The sequence below is a fragment of the Streptomyces sp. NPDC127129 genome (assembly GCF_042671585.1).
Taxonomy (GTDB): Bacteria; Actinomycetota; Actinomycetes; order Streptomycetales; family Streptomycetaceae; genus Streptomyces.
Genome location: NZ_JBHXTV010000015.1, coordinates 141814 through 160762, shown reverse-complemented (window position 1 = coordinate 160762; position 18949 = coordinate 141814). Strand labels below are relative to the sequence as shown.

The following is an 18949-nucleotide window of genomic DNA, read 5'->3' as shown; positions in this document are numbered from 1 at the left end:
TCGGAGCGTGGAGGAAGGGCCCGACGCGGCCGGGCAGGCCGCGTTCCAGTCGCTCGTGCTGCGCAGACTCGACGAGATCCGCGACGCCCAGCTCGCCGCCCGGTCCGCACCGGCCCCGCCCGTCGAGGGCGCGAAGGGCACGGAGGGCGCGGAGGGCGCGAAGGGCACGGAGGGCGTGGAGGTGGCCGAGGGAGCCGCCACCATCGCCGCCCGCTACACCGCGATCCAGCGCTCGGCCCACCGGGAGATCCTCGCCCTCGCCGCAGGCCCCGTGGTGGCCGTACCCGCCGGCGCCAACAACGGCCAGCGGGAGGCGATGCGGGCCGGGGTGCGCTACCGGGTCGTGTACGAGCGGGACGCCCTGGACCTCGACCGCACCGACACCCCGCTCCTGCTGCACGAGTGGTCCGCCCTCGGCGAGGAGATGCGGGTCGCCTTCGACGTCCCGATGAAGCTCGTCATGGCCGACCGCGCCAGGGCTCTCGTCGTCCCGGCCCCGTCCGACGGCGTCCCGCCGCGGGCCCTCGTGCTCGACTCACCAGCCCTGCTGACGGCCCTCGGCTGGATCTTCGACCGGGTCTGGGAGTCCGCACTCCCGGTCCCCGCCGCCCTCGCCTCCGCCGTCGACGGCCCTCTGACGACCGACGACAAGCAGCTCCTGACGCTCCTTCTGAACGGCTACACGGACCAGGCGATCGGCTCCCAGCTGGGCGTGAGCATGCGCACGGTGCAGCGCCGGGTCCGGCGACTGCTCGCCCTGGCCGGAGCGCAGAGCAGGCTGCAGCTCGGCTGGCACGCCGCCCAGCACCACTGGATCTGAGCCCGCGCGCCCTTCGCGACGGACGCCGCTCCCCCCTCTGTCACCTTTACGACACGTCGTCAAACCGCCAGCGGGGAAGCGGGGTTGGCGACCGGAACGCATGGCACCGTTTCCGGCGTTCGCTCTCCCGGACCACCGGAAGGACACGCATGTCCCGTCGCAGATCCACCGCGATATCCACCGCCGTATCCATGGCGCTGGCCGCGGCCTCCCTCGCACTCGGTGCGGCGCCTGCCGCTCAGGCCGGCCCCGCCCCCGCCGACCGGCTCGGGTCGCACGACCGGGCGCTGCTCGCCCAGTACGAGCACCGGCACTCGCGCGCACGAAGTGTCACACCCGACTACGCGACCCTGCTGATCGCCGTCGCCGACGGCCGGACCGCCGCCGCCGAGCGGGCCCTGGCCGGGCTCGGCGTCGAGACGGTCCGCAGCGAGGCCTCCGTCGGCTACCTCAAGGCGAACGTCCCCTTCGCTCTCGTCGAGCGCGTCGCGGCCCTCGACGAGGTCGTCGCCGTCGACCTCGACGAACTCCTGGAGGTCGAGGACGCCCGCGCCGACGGTGACCTGACCGGGCAGACCTCGCCCCGGCCCCCGGCCGCCGGGCTCCCCGAGGCCCCGTCCGCCGCCACCCCGGACGACAACCCGTACATGCCGACCCGCGAGACCGGCTCCGTGCAGTTCAAGGGGGACCACCCCACGTACGACGGGCGCGGCGTCACTATCGGCGTGATGGACACCGGCGTCGACCCGACGCACCCCGCTCTCGCGAAGACCACCACCGGCGAGGACAAGCTGGTCGAGACCGTCACCGGCACGGACCCGCGCGACTTCATCGACCTGCTCTTCGACTCCAGCTGGTTCCTCATGGGCAACCGGCACACCGGCCCCGCGGTCACCGACAACCGCGGCAACCGCTGGACCACCCCGGACAGCCCCGGCCTTGCCGTCGCCTACAAGGCCGCCGTCCTGCCCGGTGGCAAGCAGAAGCAGCTGGGTGTGCTGCACCGCGCCTCCGACGACGCGGTCTGGGTCGACACCGACGGCGACTTCGACTTCACCGACGAGGAGCTGCTCCGTCGGTTCGGCACCGGCCGCCAGGTCGGGTACCTGGGCACCGACGACCCTGCCACGGAGATCAACGAGCGGATCCCCTTCACCATCCAGACGAAGGTGATCAGCTCGACCGTCGTCGGGGTGAACGTCAACATCATCACCGAGGCCCACGGCACCCACGTCGCCGGCATCACTGCAGCTCACGGCATGTTCGGCGGAGCCATGGACGGCCAGGCCCCCGGCGCCGGGCTCGTCTCCATGAAGGCCTGCCACGCGGCCGGCTGCTCCTCGGCCGCCCTCACCGACGGCATGATCGACCTCGCCACGAAGTACGGCGTCGACGTGATCAACATGTCGATCGGCGCGAGCCCCGAGTTCAACGACGGCCAGAGCGCCCGCGCGCTCGTCTACAACCGTCTGATCGACCAGACCGGTGTCCAGATCTTCCTCTCGGCCGGGAACTCCGGCGCGGGGACCAACACGGTCGGCGACCCGACAGGGGCCGACAAGGCGGTCAGCGTCGGCGCCGCCGTCTCCGCCGGGACGTGGTGGGCGAACTACGGCTCCCAGGTCAAGGACGAACAGGGCATCTTCCCGTTCTCCTCGCGCGGCCCCCGCGAGGACGGCGGCTTCAAGCCCGACATCACCGCCCCGGGCGCGGCCGTCTCCACCACCCCTCACTGGATCGCGCCGAGCTACGTCCCGGAGACCGGGTACCGGCTGGCGCCCGGCTACTCGATGCTGAACGGCACCTCGATGTCGTCCCCGCAGGCCGCCGGAGCCGGCGCCCTGCTGCTCTCCGCCGCCCGCCAGGCCGGGGTGAGCGCCACTCCCGCCGAGCTGCGGACCGCGATCTACACCGGCGCCCGCTGGAACGGGAAGGCCGAGGCCGTCGCACAGGGCCGGGGCCAGGTCGACGTCCCCCGGGCCTGGTCGGTCCTGGCGAAGGGCAGGGCCACCGCGCCCGCCCTCGCCGTCTCCGCGCCCGTGTGCACCCCGCTCTCGGGCATGCTCGCCACCCCGCACTCCGGCCCCGGCCTCTTCAACAGCTGCGCCCCGGACGCGGGCGGCCAGGCCGTCGGCGAGGCGCGGACGTACGAGCTGACCGTGACGCGCACGGACGGCGCCGAAGGGCCCGTCCGGTACGAGCTGGGCCTCAAGGGGGACGACGACACCTTCACCGTGCCCGGTTCGGTGACCCTGGCGAAGGGCGTGCCGACCGCCTTGAAGGTGACGGCGAAGCCCGGCACCCAGGGCATCCACAGCGCCGTCCTGACCTTCGACGACGAGACCACCCGGGCCGCGGACCACGCCACGATGCTGGCGGTCGAGGCCGCCACGCCGCTGGTGCCGGGACAGCCGCTCGCGATCACCGGCACGGTGCACCGCAACGGGACCGTGCACTACACGGTCGCCGTGCCGGCGGGGGCGAAGAACCTGACCGTGTCGATGGACGGCCTGGACGACGGCAGCCAGACCCGCTGGTGGGCGTTCCGCCCGACCGGGGTCTCGGGTGAGAGGTCCGCCGCCGGAACCGTGTACTGCTACAACGGCTACCTCGACGGAAACGGCTGCGACCCGCGGACGCGGACGTACGAAGCCCCCGCCGCCGGCGTCTGGGAGCTGGTCGTCGAGTCCCGCCGCACCTCCCCCCTGTGGGCGAACCCGTTCCGCCTGCGGGCGGCGGTCGCCTCGTAGGCACCACCCGGTGCGCGGGCCCCGGCGACCCCGCCGGGGCCCGCGCCCCCCCAAGTGAGCCTTACCTCACAGGATCGGTCCCCCGGCCGCGCTCTACGCTGGAGGAGGCGCCGCCAACGGAGGTGGTGCCGCTGTCTGCCGAGTGAGGAATGGCTGCCGTCATGTCGTCCACCCCCCGTCCGTCCGCCCCGGCGTTCGCGTACTCCGATCTGCTCCCCCTGGGAGAGGACACCACGCCCTACCGCCTGGTGACCGCCGAAGGTGTCTCCACCTTCGAGGCCGACGGCCGTACGTTCCTCAAGGTCGAGCCGGAGGCGCTGCGCACGCTCGCCGCCGAGGCGATCCACGACATCCAGCACTACCTGCGCCCGGCCCACCTCGCCCAGCTGCGCCGGATCATCGACGACCCGGAGGCGTCGAGCAACGACAAGTTCGTCGCGCTCGACCTCCTCAAGAACGCGAACATCGCCGCCGCCGGCGTCCTCCCGATGTGCCAGGACACCGGCACCGCGATCGTCATGGGCAAGCGCGGCCAGAACGTGCTGACCTCCGGCCTCGACGAGGAGGCCCTGTCCAAGGGCATCTACGACGCGTACACCAAGCTCAACCTGCGGTACTCGCAGATGGCCCCGGTCACCATGTGGGAGGAGAAGAACACGGGCTCGAACCTGCCCGCGCAGATCGAGCTGTACGCGACCGACGGCGGTGCGTACAAGTTCCTCTTCATGGCCAAGGGCGGCGGCTCGGCCAACAAGTCCTTCCTCTACCAGGAGACGAAGGCCGTGCTCAACGAGGCGAGCATGATGAAGTTCCTCGAGGAGAAGATCCGTTCGCTCGGTACGGCCGCCTGCCCGCCGTACCACCTGGCGATCGTCGTCGGCGGCACCTCCGCCGAGTTCGCGCTGAAGACCGCGAAGTACGCCTCCGCGCACTACCTGGACGAGCTGCCCACCGAGGGCTCGGCCGAGACCGGCCACGGCTTCCGGGACAAGGAGCTGGAGGAGAAGGTCTTCGAGCTCACGCAGAAGATCGGCATCGGCGCGCAGTTCGGCGGCAAGTACTTCTGCCACGACGTCCGCGTCGTCCGGCTGCCGCGCCACGGCGCCTCGCTGCCCGTCGCGATCGCCGTGTCCTGCTCGGCGGACCGCCAGGCCGTCGCGAAGATCACCGCCGAGGGCGTCTTCCTGGAGCAGCTGGAGACCGACCCGGCGCGCTTCCTGCCGGAGACGACGGACGAGCACCTCGACGAGTCCTCCGACGTCGTGAAGATCGACCTGAACCAGCCGATGGACGAGATCCTCGCCGAGCTGACGAAGTACCCGGTCAAGACCCGGCTCTCGCTCACCGGCCCGCTGGTCGTGGCCCGCGACATCGCGCACGCCAAGATCAAGGAGCGGCTCGACGCGGGCGAGGAGATGCCGCAGTACCTGAAGGACCACCCGGTCTACTACGCGGGCCCGGCGAAGACCCCCGAGGGCTACGCCTCGGGCTCCTTCGGCCCGACCACGGCCGGCCGGATGGACTCGTACGTCGAGCAGTTCCAGGCGGCGGGCGGCTCCAAGGTCATGCTGGCCAAGGGCAACCGCTCGAAGCAGGTCACGGACGCGTGCGGCGGCCACGGCGGCTTCTACCTGGGCTCCATCGGCGGCCCGGCGGCGCGCCTCGCGCAGGACTGCATCAAGAAGGTCGAGGTCGTCGAGTACGAGGAGCTCGGCATGGAGGCGGTCTGGAAGATCGAGGTCGAGGACTTCCCGGCGTTCATCGTCGTGGACGACAAGGGCAACGACTTCTTCCAGAACCCGGCCCCGGAGCCGACGTTCACCCACATCCCGGTCCGCGGGCCGGGTCTCGGCTGACGCGGGGTCTCGGCTGACGCGGCGGCGCATCACGGCGTTTCCCCTCCCCGAGGTCGAGTAGGACGGAACCTGTCCTACTCGACCCCTACGGTGACGGCACCGGACGAGGAGAGGGGAACACCATGCTGCGAGGGCTCACCACCGTCAGCTTCTGGGCCGACGATCTGGCGGCCGCGAAGGCCTGGTACACGCAACTGCTCGGCCTGGAGCCGTACTTCGAGCGGCCCGGGTACGCAGAGTTCCGTATCGGCGACTACCGGCACGAGCTCGGGCTGATCGACCGCGCCTACGCGCCGGCCGGTTCGGCGGCCGGCGAGCCCGGCGGCGCGATCGTGTACTGGCACGTGGACGACGTGCGCGCGACGCTCGACCGGCTGCTGTCCCTGGGGGCGAAGGAGTACGAGCCGCTCACGCCCCGCGGCCCGGGTTTCGTCACGGCCTCGGTGACCGACCCCTTCGGGAACGTCCTGGGCGTCATGCAGAACCAGCACTACCTGGACGTGCTGCGGGGCGGCCGGTGAAAAACCGCGCGGGGTGCCCGGGCCGTCCCGGATAGCCTGCGCGCATGAGACATCCGATACGGGCCCTGGGGCCGGCGCTGGCCGTTCTCACGGCCGTCGGCGCACTGACCGGCTGTGGCACCACGGCGAAGCCCGTCGGCACCGCGCCGCCCGTCACGACGCCCACCTCCGCGGCGGCCGGTGCCGGCACGGGCGCGAAGGCGGCCGAGGCCTCGGCGGCCGTCGGGGCCTCCGGTTCCGCCTGTGAACTGCCGGTCTCCTTCGGTCTGGCCGCGGACTGGAAGCCGAAGGCCGTCGAGGCCACCGACGACGAGCTGTTCGCCGCGCTCGCCGTGCAGGGTCCGGCGACGATGACCTGCGAGATCGACGCGAAGCCGGCCGGCAACATCGGCTACCTGCGGGTCTGGACGGCGGACAGGGGCGCGGCCCGTACCGCGCTCGAAGGGTTCGTGAAGGCGGAGGAGAACACCTCGAAGGTCTCCTACAAGGAGACGAAGGCCGGTGCGCTGCCGGCCGTGGAGGTGACGTACACCGTCTACAACAAGCTCATGGAGGAGTCGAAGGAGGAGCGTGCCTTCGCCGTCGCCGCGCCGAAGGGGACGGTCATCGTCCATCTCGGCGGGCTCGACACCGAGGAGCACCGGGAGATGCTGCCGGCGTACGAGCTGGCCCGGACCAGCCTCAAGACCCTCTGAGCGCACGATGTCCGGGCACTCCGCACGCCCCTGGGTGTGACCGTGGCCCCCGTCCCGCACCGGACGGGGGCCACGGCGTCGCGGGGTCCGGCGCTACGCGAACCGCTGGTTCGCCGAGCCGTCGCAGTTCTGCAGCCGCAGCGGCTGCTTCGCGGCCGCCTGCGTCAGGCAGAGCCCGGTCGATGCCGCGGGCTTGATCGTGGCCCCGTCGCGTACGAACCTCTGGTTCGCGGCGCCCGAGCAGTTCCAGACGATCAGCGCCTCGCCCGCGCGGTAGCGGGCGCCCGGCACGTCCAGGCAGCGGTCCTGGGTCAGCTCCGTGTGGACGGTCTGCCGGGCGGAGTCGTACCACCAGCCCTGGTTGCGGCCGCCGTGGCAGTCCCAGCCGAGCACGGCGGTGCCGTTCCTGGACGTCGCCGCGTCGACGTCCGCGCAGTTGCCGGTGGCCTGGTTCTTCAGCGGCCGGTAGACGTCGTCCCAGGCGTACGGGAAGAGGGTGGGCGTCCCACTGGAGTTGACGTCCGCGCAGCTCGCCTCGCGAAGGCCGGAGTTGTACAGCTGCGTGAGGCAGGACGCGAAGGCCCGGTGGCCGCTCGCGTTCGGGTGGAAGGACTGCCGGACCGAGTTCTCGTCGGGGGTGCCGGGCTTGGAGAGGTCGATGTACAGACCGCGGGCCCAGGTGTCCTCCATGCAGACCTCGTGGCCGTGGAAGAGCCGCGAGTTGTCGAGGTAGGTCGCGCCGGTGTTCGCCGCCGCCCTGCGCATGCCGCGCTCGAAGGCGGGGACGGCGGTGTTGCGGCCCCAGACGGTGTCGGAGTCGTAGCCCAGACCGCCGCAGGCGAGCTTGCCGGGGAAGTTCGGGTTGTCCGGGAAGTCGGGGCCGATGGGGCTCGGGTAGCCCATGACCACGAGCTTGTAGTCGCCGTCGGCGTAGCCGGCGTCGCGCATCACGGTCCTCAGGTCGCGCACCGTCTGCTCGACCTTGGGGACGAGGGCGTCGACGCGGGCCTGCCAGCCGGGGGCGTACTTCGGCTCGCACGCGCCCTGGAACGTGAGGTAGCGGGTGACGCAGTCGGTCATGACGGGCCCGAACTGGAGGTCGTCGTTGGCTCCGGCCACGAGCAGGACCATCTTGATCCGCGTGTTGCGGGCCTTGACGGCCAGGTTGTCGCTCTGGACCAGTTCGTCGGCGTACTGCTTGGAGCCGCCGATCCTGATGTTGCCGCTGTAGGCACCGGAGCAGGACACGTTGAACGTGAGGTCCGCGGGGATCCCGGTGCGGTGGATGGCGGCGTCGGGCGAGCGGTGGCACCAGTTGCTCGGTCCGTTGGTGGGCGGTTCGTACGTGCCGACGCCCTCGCCGGAGATCTCGCTGTCGCCGAGCGAGATCAGACCGCTCTTGCGCTGTGCGAGCGGGCGTTCCTCGGGACTGCCGTAGATCCTGGTCGCCTCGGCGGCCCGGACGGCTTCGAGCTCGGGCGGCAGGGGTACGGCGGAGACCGTCCGGGGTGTGCTCGGGGCCGCGCCGGCGGGGGCGGCGGCCGCCGTCGCTCCGAAGACCGCGGCGGCCGCGGCCGAGGCCGCGATCGCCCAACGGAGTCTGTACCTGGTGCGCCTCATTGCGCCTCCTGGAAGTGGGGTTACCCACGGTTTTTACTGGCTGGTAAGCGCAAGGGGAATAGGCGGAACAAGACAAGTGCTCACCTTTGTATGGAGGTTGACGTCATGAACGACGACACGAGCGGGTACCGGATCGAGCACGACTCGATGGGCGAGGTGCGGGTTCCCGCGCACGCCAAGTGGCGAGCCCAGACCCAGCGGGCGATGGAGAACTTCCCCGTCTCGGGGCAGCGCCTGGAGCGCGCCCACATCGAGGCCCTGGCCCGGATCAAGGCCGCCGCGGCGAAGGTCAACGCCTCGCTCGGGGTGATCGACCAGGACCGTGCGGACGCCATCGCGCAGGCCGCCGCCGAGGTCGCCGAGGGCCGCTGGGACGAGCACTTCCCGGTGGACGTCTTCCAGACCGGCTCGGGCACCTCCTCCAACATGAACACCAACGAGGTCATCGCCACGCTCGCCACCGAGCGGCTCCCCGAGGGGCGCGAGGTCCACCCCAACGACCACGTGAACGCCTCGCAGTCCTCCAACGACGTCTTCCCGTCCTCGATCCACATCGCCGCCACCGCCGCGGTGACCCACGACCTCGTCCCCGCCCTCGGCCGTCTGGCCGACTCCCTGGAGCGGAAATCGGCCGAATTCGCGACGGTGGTGAAGTCCGGCCGGACCCATCTGATGGACGCCACGCCGGTGACCCTCGGCCAGGAGTTCGGGGGCTACGCGGCGCAGGTCAGGTACGGCGTCGAACGGCTGCACGCCTCCCTCCCCCGACTCGCCGAACTCCCCCTCGGCGGTACGGCGGTGGGCACCGGCATCAACACGCCACCCGGTTTCTCCGCCGCGGTGATCGCCGAACTCGCCGGCACGACGGGACTGCCCCTCACCGAGGCCCGCGACCACTTCGAGGCACAGGGCGCCCGGGACGGCCTGGTGGAGACGTCGGGCCAGCTCAGGACCATCGCCGTCGGCCTGACGAAGATCTCCAACGATCTGCGCTGGATGGCGAGCGGCCCGCGCACCGGCCTGGCGGAGATCAACCTCCCCGACCTCCAGCCCGGCTCCTCGATCATGCCGGGCAAGGTGAATCCGGTCATTCCCGAGGCCGTCCTGATGGTCGCCGCGCAGGTGACCGGAAACGACACCACGGTGGCGGTGGCGGGCGCGGCCGGCAACTTCGAGCTCAACGTGATGCTCCCGGTGATGGCCAAGAACCTGCTGGAATCCGTACGCCTCCTGGCCAATGCCGCGCGCCTGCTGGCGGACCGCACCGTCGACGGCATCACCGCCAACGCCGAACGGGCCCGGGAGTACGCCGAGTCCTCGCCGTCCGTCGTCACCCCGCTGAACAGGTACATCGGCTACGAGGAGGCGGCGAAGGTGGCCAAGAGGTCCCTGGCCGAACGGAAGACGATCCGCCAGGTGGTCCTGGAGGGGGGATACGTCGACCGGGGCGACCTCACCGTCGAACAGCTGGACGAGGCGCTCGACGTGCTGCGTATGACTCATCCGTGACCTGCATCGCAGCGGCCGAGGAGGCGCACCCCTAATATCTGTGCATGACAGGATCGGGTGGTTCTCAGCACTGGGCGCCAGGGGCTCACATCCTCTGGCGCTACCTCGACAACGCCTCCGGTGACGTGCACATCTGCCGTCCCGTGACGGTCGTGCGCGACACCCCCGACCTGCTCGCCGTCTGGATGGCGCCGGGCACCGAGTGCGTCAAGCCGGTGCTCGCGGACGGCAGCCCCGTCCACCAGGAACCGCTCGCCACCCGCTACACCGCCCCGCGCACCACGGTCCGCTCGCGCTGGTTCGGGACGGGTGTGCTGAAGCTGGCCCGGCCGGCCGACCCCTGGTCGGTCTGGCTGTTCTGGGACCGGGGCTGGCTCTTCCGCAGCTGGTACGTGAACCTGGAGGAGCCGCGCACCCGGTGGTCCGGCGGTGTGGACTCCGTGGACCATTTCCTCGACATCTCCGTCTACCCCGACCGCAGTTGGCTCTGGCGGGACGAGGACGAGTTCGCGCAGGCCCAGCGGTCCGGTCTGATGGACGCGGCGCAGGCCGCGCGCGTCCGGGCGGCGGGCAGCGCCGCCGTCGACCTGATCCGGGCCTGGGGTCCGCCGTTCCGCGACGGGTGGGAGGACTGGCGGCCCGATCCCGGCTGGACCGTTCCCGAACTGCCGTCGGACTGGGATCGCACCCCGGCGCACACGGCACCGTGAGACCCTTGATGCGCCCCCGGGGTGCAAACGTAGGATCGTCCTCCGCACGACGATGATCCACCGAACACGGTGTCAACCACAGAGCACAGCGCAGGACCTGACCGTAAGTCATCCTTGAGGGGGAGAGCAGTGCCGGACGTCTGCCCGGGTGTGCCGACCCCTGTCGTAGCCGCTGCTCGCGGGGCATTCAGATCCACCGCGCGCCAGGGGTTTATCCCCCGTGAAGGCGCGGCATCGGCGAGAAGAGCGAGTGCATCGCACCACCGGCCCGGACGGACGGAATCCCACGCGTGACGGAGCATCCCACCTCCCACGAAGGCCGGCAGCCGCTGGCTGCCCGGCCGCACGAGCGCACCCGCCCCCGGCAGCAAGCGGCCGAGGCGCCGGTGCCGGCGCAGCCCGGTTCGGCAGGTCCCCGGTCCGCCGCCGGCAGACGCCCCGACGACTCGCCGGGCACCGACCGTGAGCACACCCCCGACGGCACGGGCGACGGCGGAGGCCGTCCCGTGCCCGGGCAGGTGACGCCCCCCGCGGCCGCCGCCCCCGGCGGCACGCCCGCGCAGGCGGGCGCCCCGGCGGCCGCGATGGCCGTGAACGCCACCCCCGCGACCCCCGGCACCTCGGGCTCCCCCGGCGCGCCCCAGCCGCAGGACGGCGCCGCGGCCCGGCGCGAGGGCGACCGGCTGCGGTTCGTGGGCGCGGCGACCCGGCGGATCGCGCGCGGGATAGACCTCGACGAGATCGTGCTCGGGCTCTGCCGGGCGACCGTGCCGACCTTCTCCGACGCGATCCTGGTCTATCTGCGCGATCCGCTCCCGGTCGGCGACGAACGGCCGGTCGCGCCGTTCGTGCTGCGGCTGCGCCGCACCGACCGGCTCCGTTTAACGGACGTGGAGGGCGAGGAGCTGACGCTCGTCCCCGACCCGGACCCGACCCCCGCGGCCGAACTCTGCGAGGTGCGCTCCGGCGGAAACCTGGCGGAGGTGCTGCGCGGCGTGCGGCCGGTCTTCGGCGACTCCGCCGCCGCCCGCTCCGCCCTGTCCGAACTCCTCGGGCGGGATCACGTCCTGCCCGGTGGCCACCGGGCGATCCTGGCCCCGCTGCGGGGCCGGCGCAGGGTCATCGGGGCCGCCGTCTTCCTGCGCCGCCCCGAGCGGCCCGCGTTCGAGCCGAACGACCTGCTCGTCGCGGCCCAGCTCGCCACGCACACCGCGCTCGGCATCGACAAGGCCGTGCTCTACGGCCGTGAGGCGTACATCGCCGACGAACTCCAGCGCACGATGCTCCCGGACTCGCTGCCGCAGCCGACCGGTGTCCGGCTCGCCTCCCGCTATCTGCCGGCCGCCGAGACGGCCCGGGTGGGCGGTGACTGGTACGACGCGATCCCGCTGCCCGGCAGCCGGGTGGCGCTGGTCGTCGGCGACGTCATGGGCCACTCCATGACGTCCGCGGCGATCATGGGCCAGCTGCGGACCACGGCCCAGACCCTCGCCGGGCTCGACCTGCCGCCCCAGGAGGTCCTGCACCACCTGGACGAGCAGGCCCAGCGGCTCGGCCAGGACCGGATGGCGACCTGCATGTACGCGGTGTACGACCCGGTCTCGCACCGGATCACCATCGCCAACGCGGGCCATCCGCCGCCGATACTGCTCCACCTCGGGGGCCGCGCCGAGGTCCTGCGCGTGCCGCCGGGCGCGCCGATCGGCGTGGGCGGGGTCGACTTCGAGGCGGTCGAGCTGGACGCCCCGGCGGGCGCCACGCTGCTGCTGTACACGGACGGTCTGGTCGAGTCGCGGCTGCGGGACGTGTGGACCGGGATAGAGCAGCTCCGCGAGCGCCTTGCGGCGACCGCCCAGCTGACCGGCCCGGACCACTCGCCGCCGCTGGAGGCCCTCTGCGACGACGTCCTCGACATGCTCGGCCCGGGCGACCGGGACGACGACATCGCGCTGCTCGCGGCCCGTTTCGACGGGATCGCGCCGAGTGACGTGGCGTACTGGTTCCTGGAGCCGGAGGACGCGGCGCCGGGACGGGCGCGGCGGCTCGCCCGGCGGGCGCTGGCCCGCTGGGACCTGGAGGAGCTCTCGGACTCGGTCGAGCTGCTGATCAGCGAGGTCGTGACGAACGCCGTGCGGTACGCGGAGCGGCCGGTGACGCTGCGTCTGCTCAAGACGGACGTCCTGCGCTGCGAGGTCGGCGACGACTCCCCGCAGCTGCCCCGGCAGCGGCGGGCGCGGGACACGGACGAGGGCGGGCGCGGGCTGTTCCTGGTGAACCGGCTGGCCAGGCGGTGGGGGGCGACCCGGCTCTCGGGCGGCAAGGTGGTCTGGTTCGAGCTGCCGACGCGTATCTGAGCGTGACACGACGAAGGCCGGACCCTCTTCGGGTCCGGCCTTCGTCGTGTCACCGCTCGGGGCGGAGGTTCTCGTTGCCGATGTCGCCGTCGACCGGTGGTTCGATCGTCGGCGGCACCGGTTCCGTCGTCTGCGTGGGCGGCGGCGGCACCGTGACGGTGTCCGTCGGCTGCGGCGGCGTGGTCGCCGTCGAGGTCGGCGGGGGCGTCGGGTCCGGGGACTGGGTGACGGGCGGCGGGGTCGACGTCGGGGCGTCGCCGGTCGGCGTCGTCGTCGGGTCCGGTTCCACGACGTCGCCGGAGCCGTCGGTCTCCAGGTCGAAGCGGGCGTCGGAGCCGCCGTCGAGTGCCGCGGTGGTGTAGTCGCCCCAGATCTCGGCCGGGGTACGGCCACCGTTCGCACGGCCCGGATTGATCGTGTCGGTCAGGGTGACCTGGTTGCCCTTGGGGTCCTCGCCGAAGAGGCCGACGGCGGTGACCAGTTCGGGGGTGTAGCCGACGAACCAGGCGGAGCGGTTGTTCTCCGAGGTTCCGGTCTTGCCGGCCGCCGCGTAGTCGCCCGCGGCCCGGAAGCCGGAGCCGCTGCTGACGACGCCGGTCATCGCCTTGGTGACGGTGTCGGCGGCCTCGCGGCTGACGACCTGGCCGCCGATCGACTTCACCGGCTCGGCCTTGCGGTCCTTGTGCTCGGCGGACTTCACGATGGTCGGGGTGACCTTGACGCCGTGGTTGTCGAGCGTGGCGTAGACGCCGGCCATGTCCCAGGTGGAGGCGCCCATGGTGCCGAGGGACATCGCGGGGGTCTCCCCGAAGTCCGCCCCGTCCTTCATGCCGAGGTCGATCGCGGTCTTCTTGGCGGTGCCGGGGCCGACGTCCACGATCATCTGCGCGTACACGGAGTTGATCGAGCTGTTGGTGGCCTTCTGGACGGTGACCGGGCCGTAGCTGCGGTTGTCCTCGTTCTCCGGCTTGAACGCGATGGAGCTGCCGACCACGGGGCGCTTGCTGGTGCCGTCGTAGATCGTGCCGAGGCCGATCTCCCGGCCGTCCTGGGTCAGCGCGCGGTTGTCGAGCGCGGAGGCGAGGACGATCGGCTTGAACGTCGAGGCGGGCTGGTAGTCGCGCCGGGTGGCGTTCGACGTCCAGTGCTCGGTGGCGCCGACGCCGCCGTACATCGCGACGACCTTGCCGGTCTTCGGGTCGACGGAGGTGGCGCCCGCCTGGACGGTGGCGTCCTTCTTGTCCCCCTTGCGGTCGAGCTTCTTCTCCAGCTGCCGCTCGACCGCCTTGACCAGGTCCTTCTGCTTCTGCTCGTCGATGTTGAGGGTGATCGTCCAGCCGCCGGCCTTGATGTCCTCGGCGCTGATGCCCTGCCGGATCAGCTCCTGGTTGGCGGCCTCGACGAGGTAGCCGCGCTGGCCCTCCATGCCGGGGGCGGCCTTCTCCTTGAGCGGGGCGGGGAACTTCAGCGTGGCGCGCTCGGCCGGGTCGAGCCAGCCCTCCTCGACCATGTTGTCGAGGGTGTAGTTCCAGCGCTCCTCGACCAGCTTGCGCCCGGTGGGCGTGGCGGCGGTCCAGTCGTACTGGTTGGGGGCCTGCAGCAGCGAGGCGAGGTAGGCGCCCTGGGCGACGTTCAGCTTCGAGGCGTCGACGCCGTAGTACGACTGCGAGGCGGCCTGGATGCCGTACGCGCTGCGGCCGTAGAAGCTCGTGTTCATGTAGCCGGCGAGGATGTCGGTCTTCGACATGCGCTGGTCGACCTTGAGCGCGATCACCATTTCACGGAGCTTGCGGGTGACCGTCTGGTCCTGGTCCAGGTAGTAGTTCTTCACGTACTGCTGGGTGATGGTCGAACCACCCTGCTTGCCCTTGCCGGTGATCGTGTTCAGGGCACCGCGCGCGGTGCCCTTGATGTCGATGCCGTTGTCCTTGTAGAAGGTCTTGTTCTCGGCGGCGACGAAGGCGTGCTGCACGTCGAGCGGAATCTTCTCCAGGCCCACGATCTCGCGGTTGATCTCGCCGGTACGGGCGAGGATCTTGCCGTTCCCGTACTTGTAGACGTTGCTCTGCATGGTCGCCTGCGCGTTCGCGGTCGGCACCGGGACCATCAGGTAGATCGCGTAGAAGGCGCCCATCACGAGCAGGCAGCCGACGAAGAACGTGCCCAGGATCTTCTTCCAGGTGAAGAGACGGCGTATGCGCCCGCCCTTCTTCCCCTGGCCCTTGTCCGATCGGCCCATGTTCTGCGTCGCTCCGCTCGTCGTGGTCTCGTCGTCGTGGTGTCGACGCCGTGGTGTCGACGTCGGTGTTCGGGCGGGTGTCCGCTCCGGATCAGCTCAGCAAGCTAACACCGCCGATGCCGACAAAGTGCACTCGATCCGGTCTTTTCCGGACGTGAGAATCAGCACCTGCTTACGGTGAAACCGACGCTTCTGGGGCACGGATGGTTGTGCGTCGCGGGTCACATCCCGTGTCGCCCCTGGTCACCACAGCTATACATCGCGCGTATACACAGGGTGTAGAGTGACGGCATGTCAATCGGACACACCCTTCTCGGGCTCCTGGAGTCCGGTCCGCGCCACGGCTACGACCTCAAGCGCGCCTTCGACGAGAAGTTCGGCCACGACCGTCCGCTGCACTACGGGCAGGTCTACTCGACGATGTCCCGGCTCCTGAAGAACGGCCTGGTCGAGGTCGACAGCATCGAGGCCGGCGAAGGGCCCGAGCGGAAGCGGTACGCCATCACCGAGGCCGGCGTCACCGACGTCGAGCAGTGGCTGAACCGGCCCGAGAAGCCGGAGCCGTACCTCCAGTCCACGCTCTACACCAAGGTCGTCCTCGCGCTCCTGACCGGACGCGGCGCCGCCGAGCTGCTCGACGTCCAGCGCGCCGAGCACCTCCGGCTGATGCGCGAGCTGACCCGGCGCAAGAAGGGCGGCGACCTCGCCGACCAGCTGATCTGCGACCACGCCCTCTTCCACCTCGAAGCCGACCTGCGCTGGCTGGAGCTGACCGCCGCCCGGCTCGACCGCCTCGCCGAGGAGATCCGACGATGACCGCCACCCCCCTGCTCCGGGCGAGCGGCCTCGACAAGGCGTACGGACCGACCCCGGCGCTCTCCGGCGCCGAGTTCGCCATCCGGGCCGGCGAGGTCGTCGCCGTGATGGGCCCCTCGGGCTCCGGGAAGTCCACGCTCCTGCACTGCCTCGCCGGCATCGTCCGGCCCGACGCCGGAACCATCGCCTACGACGGGCGCGACCTCACCACGATGTCGGACGGCGAGCGCAGCGCCCTGCGCCGCACCGACTTCGGCTTCGTCTTCCAGTTCGGACAGCTCGTGCCGGAGCTGACCTGCGCCGAGAACGTCGCCCTCCCGCTCCGCCTCAACGGCGAGCGGCGCAAGCACGCCGAGTCCCGCGCCCGGGAGTGGCTGGACCGCCTGGAGATCGGCGACATCGCCGGCAAGCGGCCCGGCGAGATATCCGGCGGGCAGGGCCAGCGCGTCGCGGTCGCCCGCTCACTGGTCACCGCCCCACGGGTGCTCTTCGCCGACGAACCCACCGGCGCCCTCGACTCCCTCAACGGCGAACGCGTCATGGAGCTGCTCACGGACGCGGCCCGCGACACCGGCGCCGCCGTCGTCCTCGTCACCCACGAGGCCCGCGTCGCCGCCTACTCCGACCGCGAGGTCGTCGTCCGCGACGGCGCGGTCCGCGCCACGGAGTGGGCGGCATGAAGCTCCGTACCTGGTCCCGCGACCTGACGCTCGGCGCCCGGTTCGCGGTCACCGGAGGCCGCTCGGGCCTGCTCCGCACCCTCCTGACCGCGCTCGGCGTCGGCATCGGCGTGGCCCTGCTGCTCGCCGCCGCCTCCCTGCCCGGCATGCTCTTCCAGCGAGAGGTGCGCGAGGCGACCCGCTCCGTCGACGGCAGCGAGCAGGAGACCGGCCCCCGCCCCGACACCTTCCTCCACCTCGGGCAGACCACGCTCTACCGGGACCGGGCCGTCACCGGGCTCCTGCTGCGCCCCGAGGGCACGCAGACCCCTCTCCCGCCCGGTACGGCGAAGCTGCCCGCGAGCGGCGAGATGCTGGTCTCGCCCGCGCTGCGCGAGCTGCTCGACTCCCCCGAAGGCGCCCTCCTCAAGGAGCGGCTCCCCTACAAGGCCGTCGGGACGATCGGCGACGCCGGACTCATCGGCCCGGCCGAACTGCGCTACGTCGCCCACGTCGACTTCCTCACCACGGACAACTACGACGGACGCGGATCGCGCTACGGCTGGTCGGTGCCCGAGGAGCCGTTCAACGCGTTCCTCATCCTCCTCGTCCTCGTCGCCTCCGTCGTCCTGCTGCTCCCGGTGCTCGTCTTCATCGCCACCGCCGTCCGCTTCGGCGGCGAACAGCGCGACCGGCGGCTCGCGGCGCTCCGGCTCGTCGGCGCGGACACCGCGACGACGCGGCGGATCGCGGCCGGCGAGTCCCTGGCCGGCGCACTCGTCGGTCTCGCCGTCGGCGTCGGACTCTTCGCGGCGGCACGGCAGTTCGCGGGCACGGTCACCATCTGGGACGTCAACGCCTTCCCGTCCGACGTCGTACCGATGCCCGCCCTCGCCGCGCTCGTCCTCGTCGTCGTCCCCGTCGCCTCCGTCGTCGTCACCCTCTTCGCACTGCGCGGAGTGGCGATCGAACCGCTCGGCGTCGTCCGCTCCGCCACGCCGCGCCGTCGCCGGCTGTGGTGGCGGCTGCTGCTCGTGGCGGCCGGCGCGGCCCTGCTCGTCCCGCTGTTCGGGACGGTGGAGATCGACCAGACCGCCCTCGACACCGTCGGGATCGGAGCGGGCGTCACCCTCTGCCTGACCGGCCTCACCACTCTGCTGCCGTGGCTCGTCGAGGCCGGGGTGAAGCGGCTCCACAGGGGGCCGGTCTCCTGGCAGCTCGCCGTGCGCAGGCTCCAGCTGAGCAGCGGTACGGCGGCCCGCGCCGTCAGCGGCATCGTCGTCGCCGCTGCCGGCGCGATCGCGCTCCAGATGCTCTTCCAGGCGATGGAGAGCTCCTTCACCCAGGCCACGGGCGAGGACCCCGCGCGGGCCCAGCTCGTCGCCGAGACCGAGGCGAAGACCGGCGACGCGGCCCGGGAGATGATCACCCGGTTCACGCGGACGCGGGGCGTCGACGGAGTCTCCGGCACGATCACGTCGTCCCTGTGGCGGCCCGGAGCCCTGAAGGACGGCGAGGACTTCGCCCCGATCACCTCGGTCAAGGTCGGCGACTGCGCCTCGCTCCGCGAGTTCGCGGAACTGCCCTCCTGCACGGACGGTGACGTCTTCATCGCCCTCTCCCACGGCGCCCAGGGAGGAGCGCCCGACAGCTGGGTCATGGAGACGGCGAAGCCGGGCAGGACGGTGGCCCTGCGGGACCCGGAGGAGCACAAGGGCACGCTCCCCAAGTGGCGCATCCCCACCACCGCCCGGATCGTGGACTCCCGCCCCGACCCGACCGGCATGTACGAGTTCGGGGTCCTCGCCACCCCGTCGTCGATCGACGCGGCTCGGCTCGACGACCCCGCCGCGCTCGCCATGGTCCGGCTCGACCCGGCCGTACCGGACGCCGCCGAGTACGTGCGGAACACGGCCGCGGCCCTGGACCGGACCTCGTGGGTCCGCACGCTCAAGAACACCGAGCGGAACGCTCAGTTCGCCAGTGTCCGCACCGGCATCCTCGTCGGCTCCACCCTCACGATGCTCCTGGTGGCCGCCTCGCTCCTGGTCACCACGCTCGAACAGCTCAGGGACCGCAAGCGGCTGCTCTCCTCGCTGGTCGCCTTCGGCACCCGGCGCACCACGCTGAGCTGGTCGGTGCTGTGGCAGACGGCGGTGCCCATCGTGCTCGGCCTCGTCCTGGCCGTGGCGGGCGGGCTCGGCCTCGGCGTCGTCCTGCTGAAGATGACCGGCCAACAGGTCCTCGACTGGTGGGTCTTCCTGCCCGTCACCGGCGTCGGACTCGCCCTGATCGCGGCCGTGACCCTGCTCAGCCTGCCGGTGCTCTGGCGGCTGATGCGGGCGGACGGACTGAGGACCGAGTAGTAACCCGACGAAAGCATGTACGACGCGTGGGCGT

The 18949-nt window shown here is 71.7% G+C and carries 13 protein-coding genes; 11 read left to right on the top strand and 2 right to left on the bottom strand.

Translation table 11 applies throughout. The annotated features are described in order from the left end of the window. The first annotated feature begins 7 nt into the window (after positions 1 to 7). From ACFVGW_RS27355 to ACFVGW_RS27335, 5 genes are all read left to right on the top strand, one after another. A complete protein-coding gene (locus ACFVGW_RS27355; protein WP_385853804.1) occupies positions 8 to 820 on the top strand; it encodes a LuxR family transcriptional regulator in 813 nt (270 codons plus the stop codon). Positions 821 to 969: 149 nt separating this feature from the next. Beyond that, entirely contained in the window at positions 970 to 3570 is a 2601-nt protein-coding gene (locus ACFVGW_RS27350) for a S8 family serine peptidase (RefSeq protein WP_385853803.1), read from the top strand. A 161-nt stretch (positions 3571 to 3731) separates the two neighbouring features. Beyond that, positions 3732 to 5426 carry a fumarate hydratase gene (locus ACFVGW_RS27345; protein WP_383291718.1) on the top strand — a complete coding sequence of 565 codons (1695 nt, stop codon included), beginning with the start codon at positions 3732 to 3734 and terminating at the stop codon, positions 5424 to 5426. Between the two features lie 122 nt (positions 5427 to 5548). Beyond that, positions 5549 to 5947 carry a VOC family protein gene (locus tag ACFVGW_RS27340; protein WP_385853802.1) on the top strand — a complete coding sequence of 133 codons (399 nt, stop codon included), beginning with the start codon at positions 5549 to 5551 and terminating at the stop codon, positions 5945 to 5947. A 44-nt stretch (positions 5948 to 5991) separates the two neighbouring features. Then, the gene (locus ACFVGW_RS27335; RefSeq protein ID WP_385853801.1) at positions 5992 to 6642 is read left to right on the top strand and encodes a lipoprotein; all 651 of its coding nucleotides are present in this window, start codon (positions 5992 to 5994) and stop codon (positions 6640 to 6642) included. Between the two features lie 93 nt (positions 6643 to 6735). On the opposite strand, the gene ACFVGW_RS27330 is transcribed toward ACFVGW_RS27335, so the two are convergent. Then, the gene (locus ACFVGW_RS27330; protein WP_385853800.1) at positions 6736 to 8262 is read right to left on the bottom strand and encodes a ricin-type beta-trefoil lectin domain protein; all 1527 of its coding nucleotides are present in this window, start codon (positions 8260 to 8262) and stop codon (positions 6736 to 6738) included. A 105-nt stretch (positions 8263 to 8367) separates the two neighbouring features. On the opposite strand from ACFVGW_RS27330, the gene ACFVGW_RS27325 reads away from it, so the two are divergent. The 3 genes from ACFVGW_RS27325 to ACFVGW_RS27315 all read left to right on the top strand — a co-directional run bounded on the left by ACFVGW_RS27325 (position 8368) and on the right by ACFVGW_RS27315 (position 12835). Next, on the top strand, positions 8368 to 9771 hold the full coding sequence (locus ACFVGW_RS27325; protein WP_385853799.1) for a class II fumarate hydratase: 1404 nt from the start codon (positions 8368 to 8370) through the stop codon (positions 9769 to 9771). 44 nt (positions 9772 to 9815) lie between these two features. Further along, entirely contained in the window at positions 9816 to 10481 is a 666-nt protein-coding gene (locus ACFVGW_RS27320) for a DUF402 domain-containing protein (RefSeq protein ID WP_385853798.1), read from the top strand. Positions 10482 to 10771: 290 nt separating this feature from the next. Next, a complete protein-coding gene (locus ACFVGW_RS27315) occupies positions 10772 to 12835 on the top strand; it encodes a SpoIIE family protein phosphatase (protein ID WP_385853797.1) in 2064 nt (687 codons plus the stop codon). Positions 12836 to 12884: 49 nt separating this feature from the next. Here ACFVGW_RS27315 and ACFVGW_RS27310 read toward each other — a convergent pair whose 3' ends face one another. Next, complete coding sequence (locus tag ACFVGW_RS27310) at positions 12885 to 15074, bottom strand: transglycosylase domain-containing protein (protein ID WP_385853796.1); 2190 nt, start codon at positions 15072 to 15074, stop codon at positions 12885 to 12887. A 291-nt stretch (positions 15075 to 15365) separates the two neighbouring features. Here ACFVGW_RS27310 and ACFVGW_RS27305 point away from each other — a divergent pair, with 291 nt between their 5' ends. The 3 genes from ACFVGW_RS27305 to ACFVGW_RS27295 are packed head-to-tail and all read left to right on the top strand — an operon-like array spanning position 15366 to position 18915. Then, positions 15366 to 15890, top strand: coding sequence for a PadR family transcriptional regulator (locus tag ACFVGW_RS27305; RefSeq protein WP_385853795.1), 525 nt, complete (start codon positions 15366 to 15368; stop codon positions 15888 to 15890). Beyond that, positions 15887 to 16570, top strand: a complete 684-nt coding sequence (locus ACFVGW_RS27300; RefSeq protein WP_385853794.1) for an ABC transporter ATP-binding protein — start codon at positions 15887 to 15889, stop codon at positions 16568 to 16570. The genes ACFVGW_RS27305 and ACFVGW_RS27300 overlap by 4 nt, the downstream gene beginning before the upstream one ends. Further along, positions 16567 to 18915 carry an ABC transporter permease gene (locus ACFVGW_RS27295; protein WP_385853793.1) on the top strand — a complete coding sequence of 783 codons (2349 nt, stop codon included), beginning with the start codon at positions 16567 to 16569 and terminating at the stop codon, positions 18913 to 18915. The genes ACFVGW_RS27300 and ACFVGW_RS27295 overlap by 4 nt, the downstream gene beginning before the upstream one ends. The last annotated feature ends 34 nt before the right edge of the window (positions 18916 to 18949 follow it).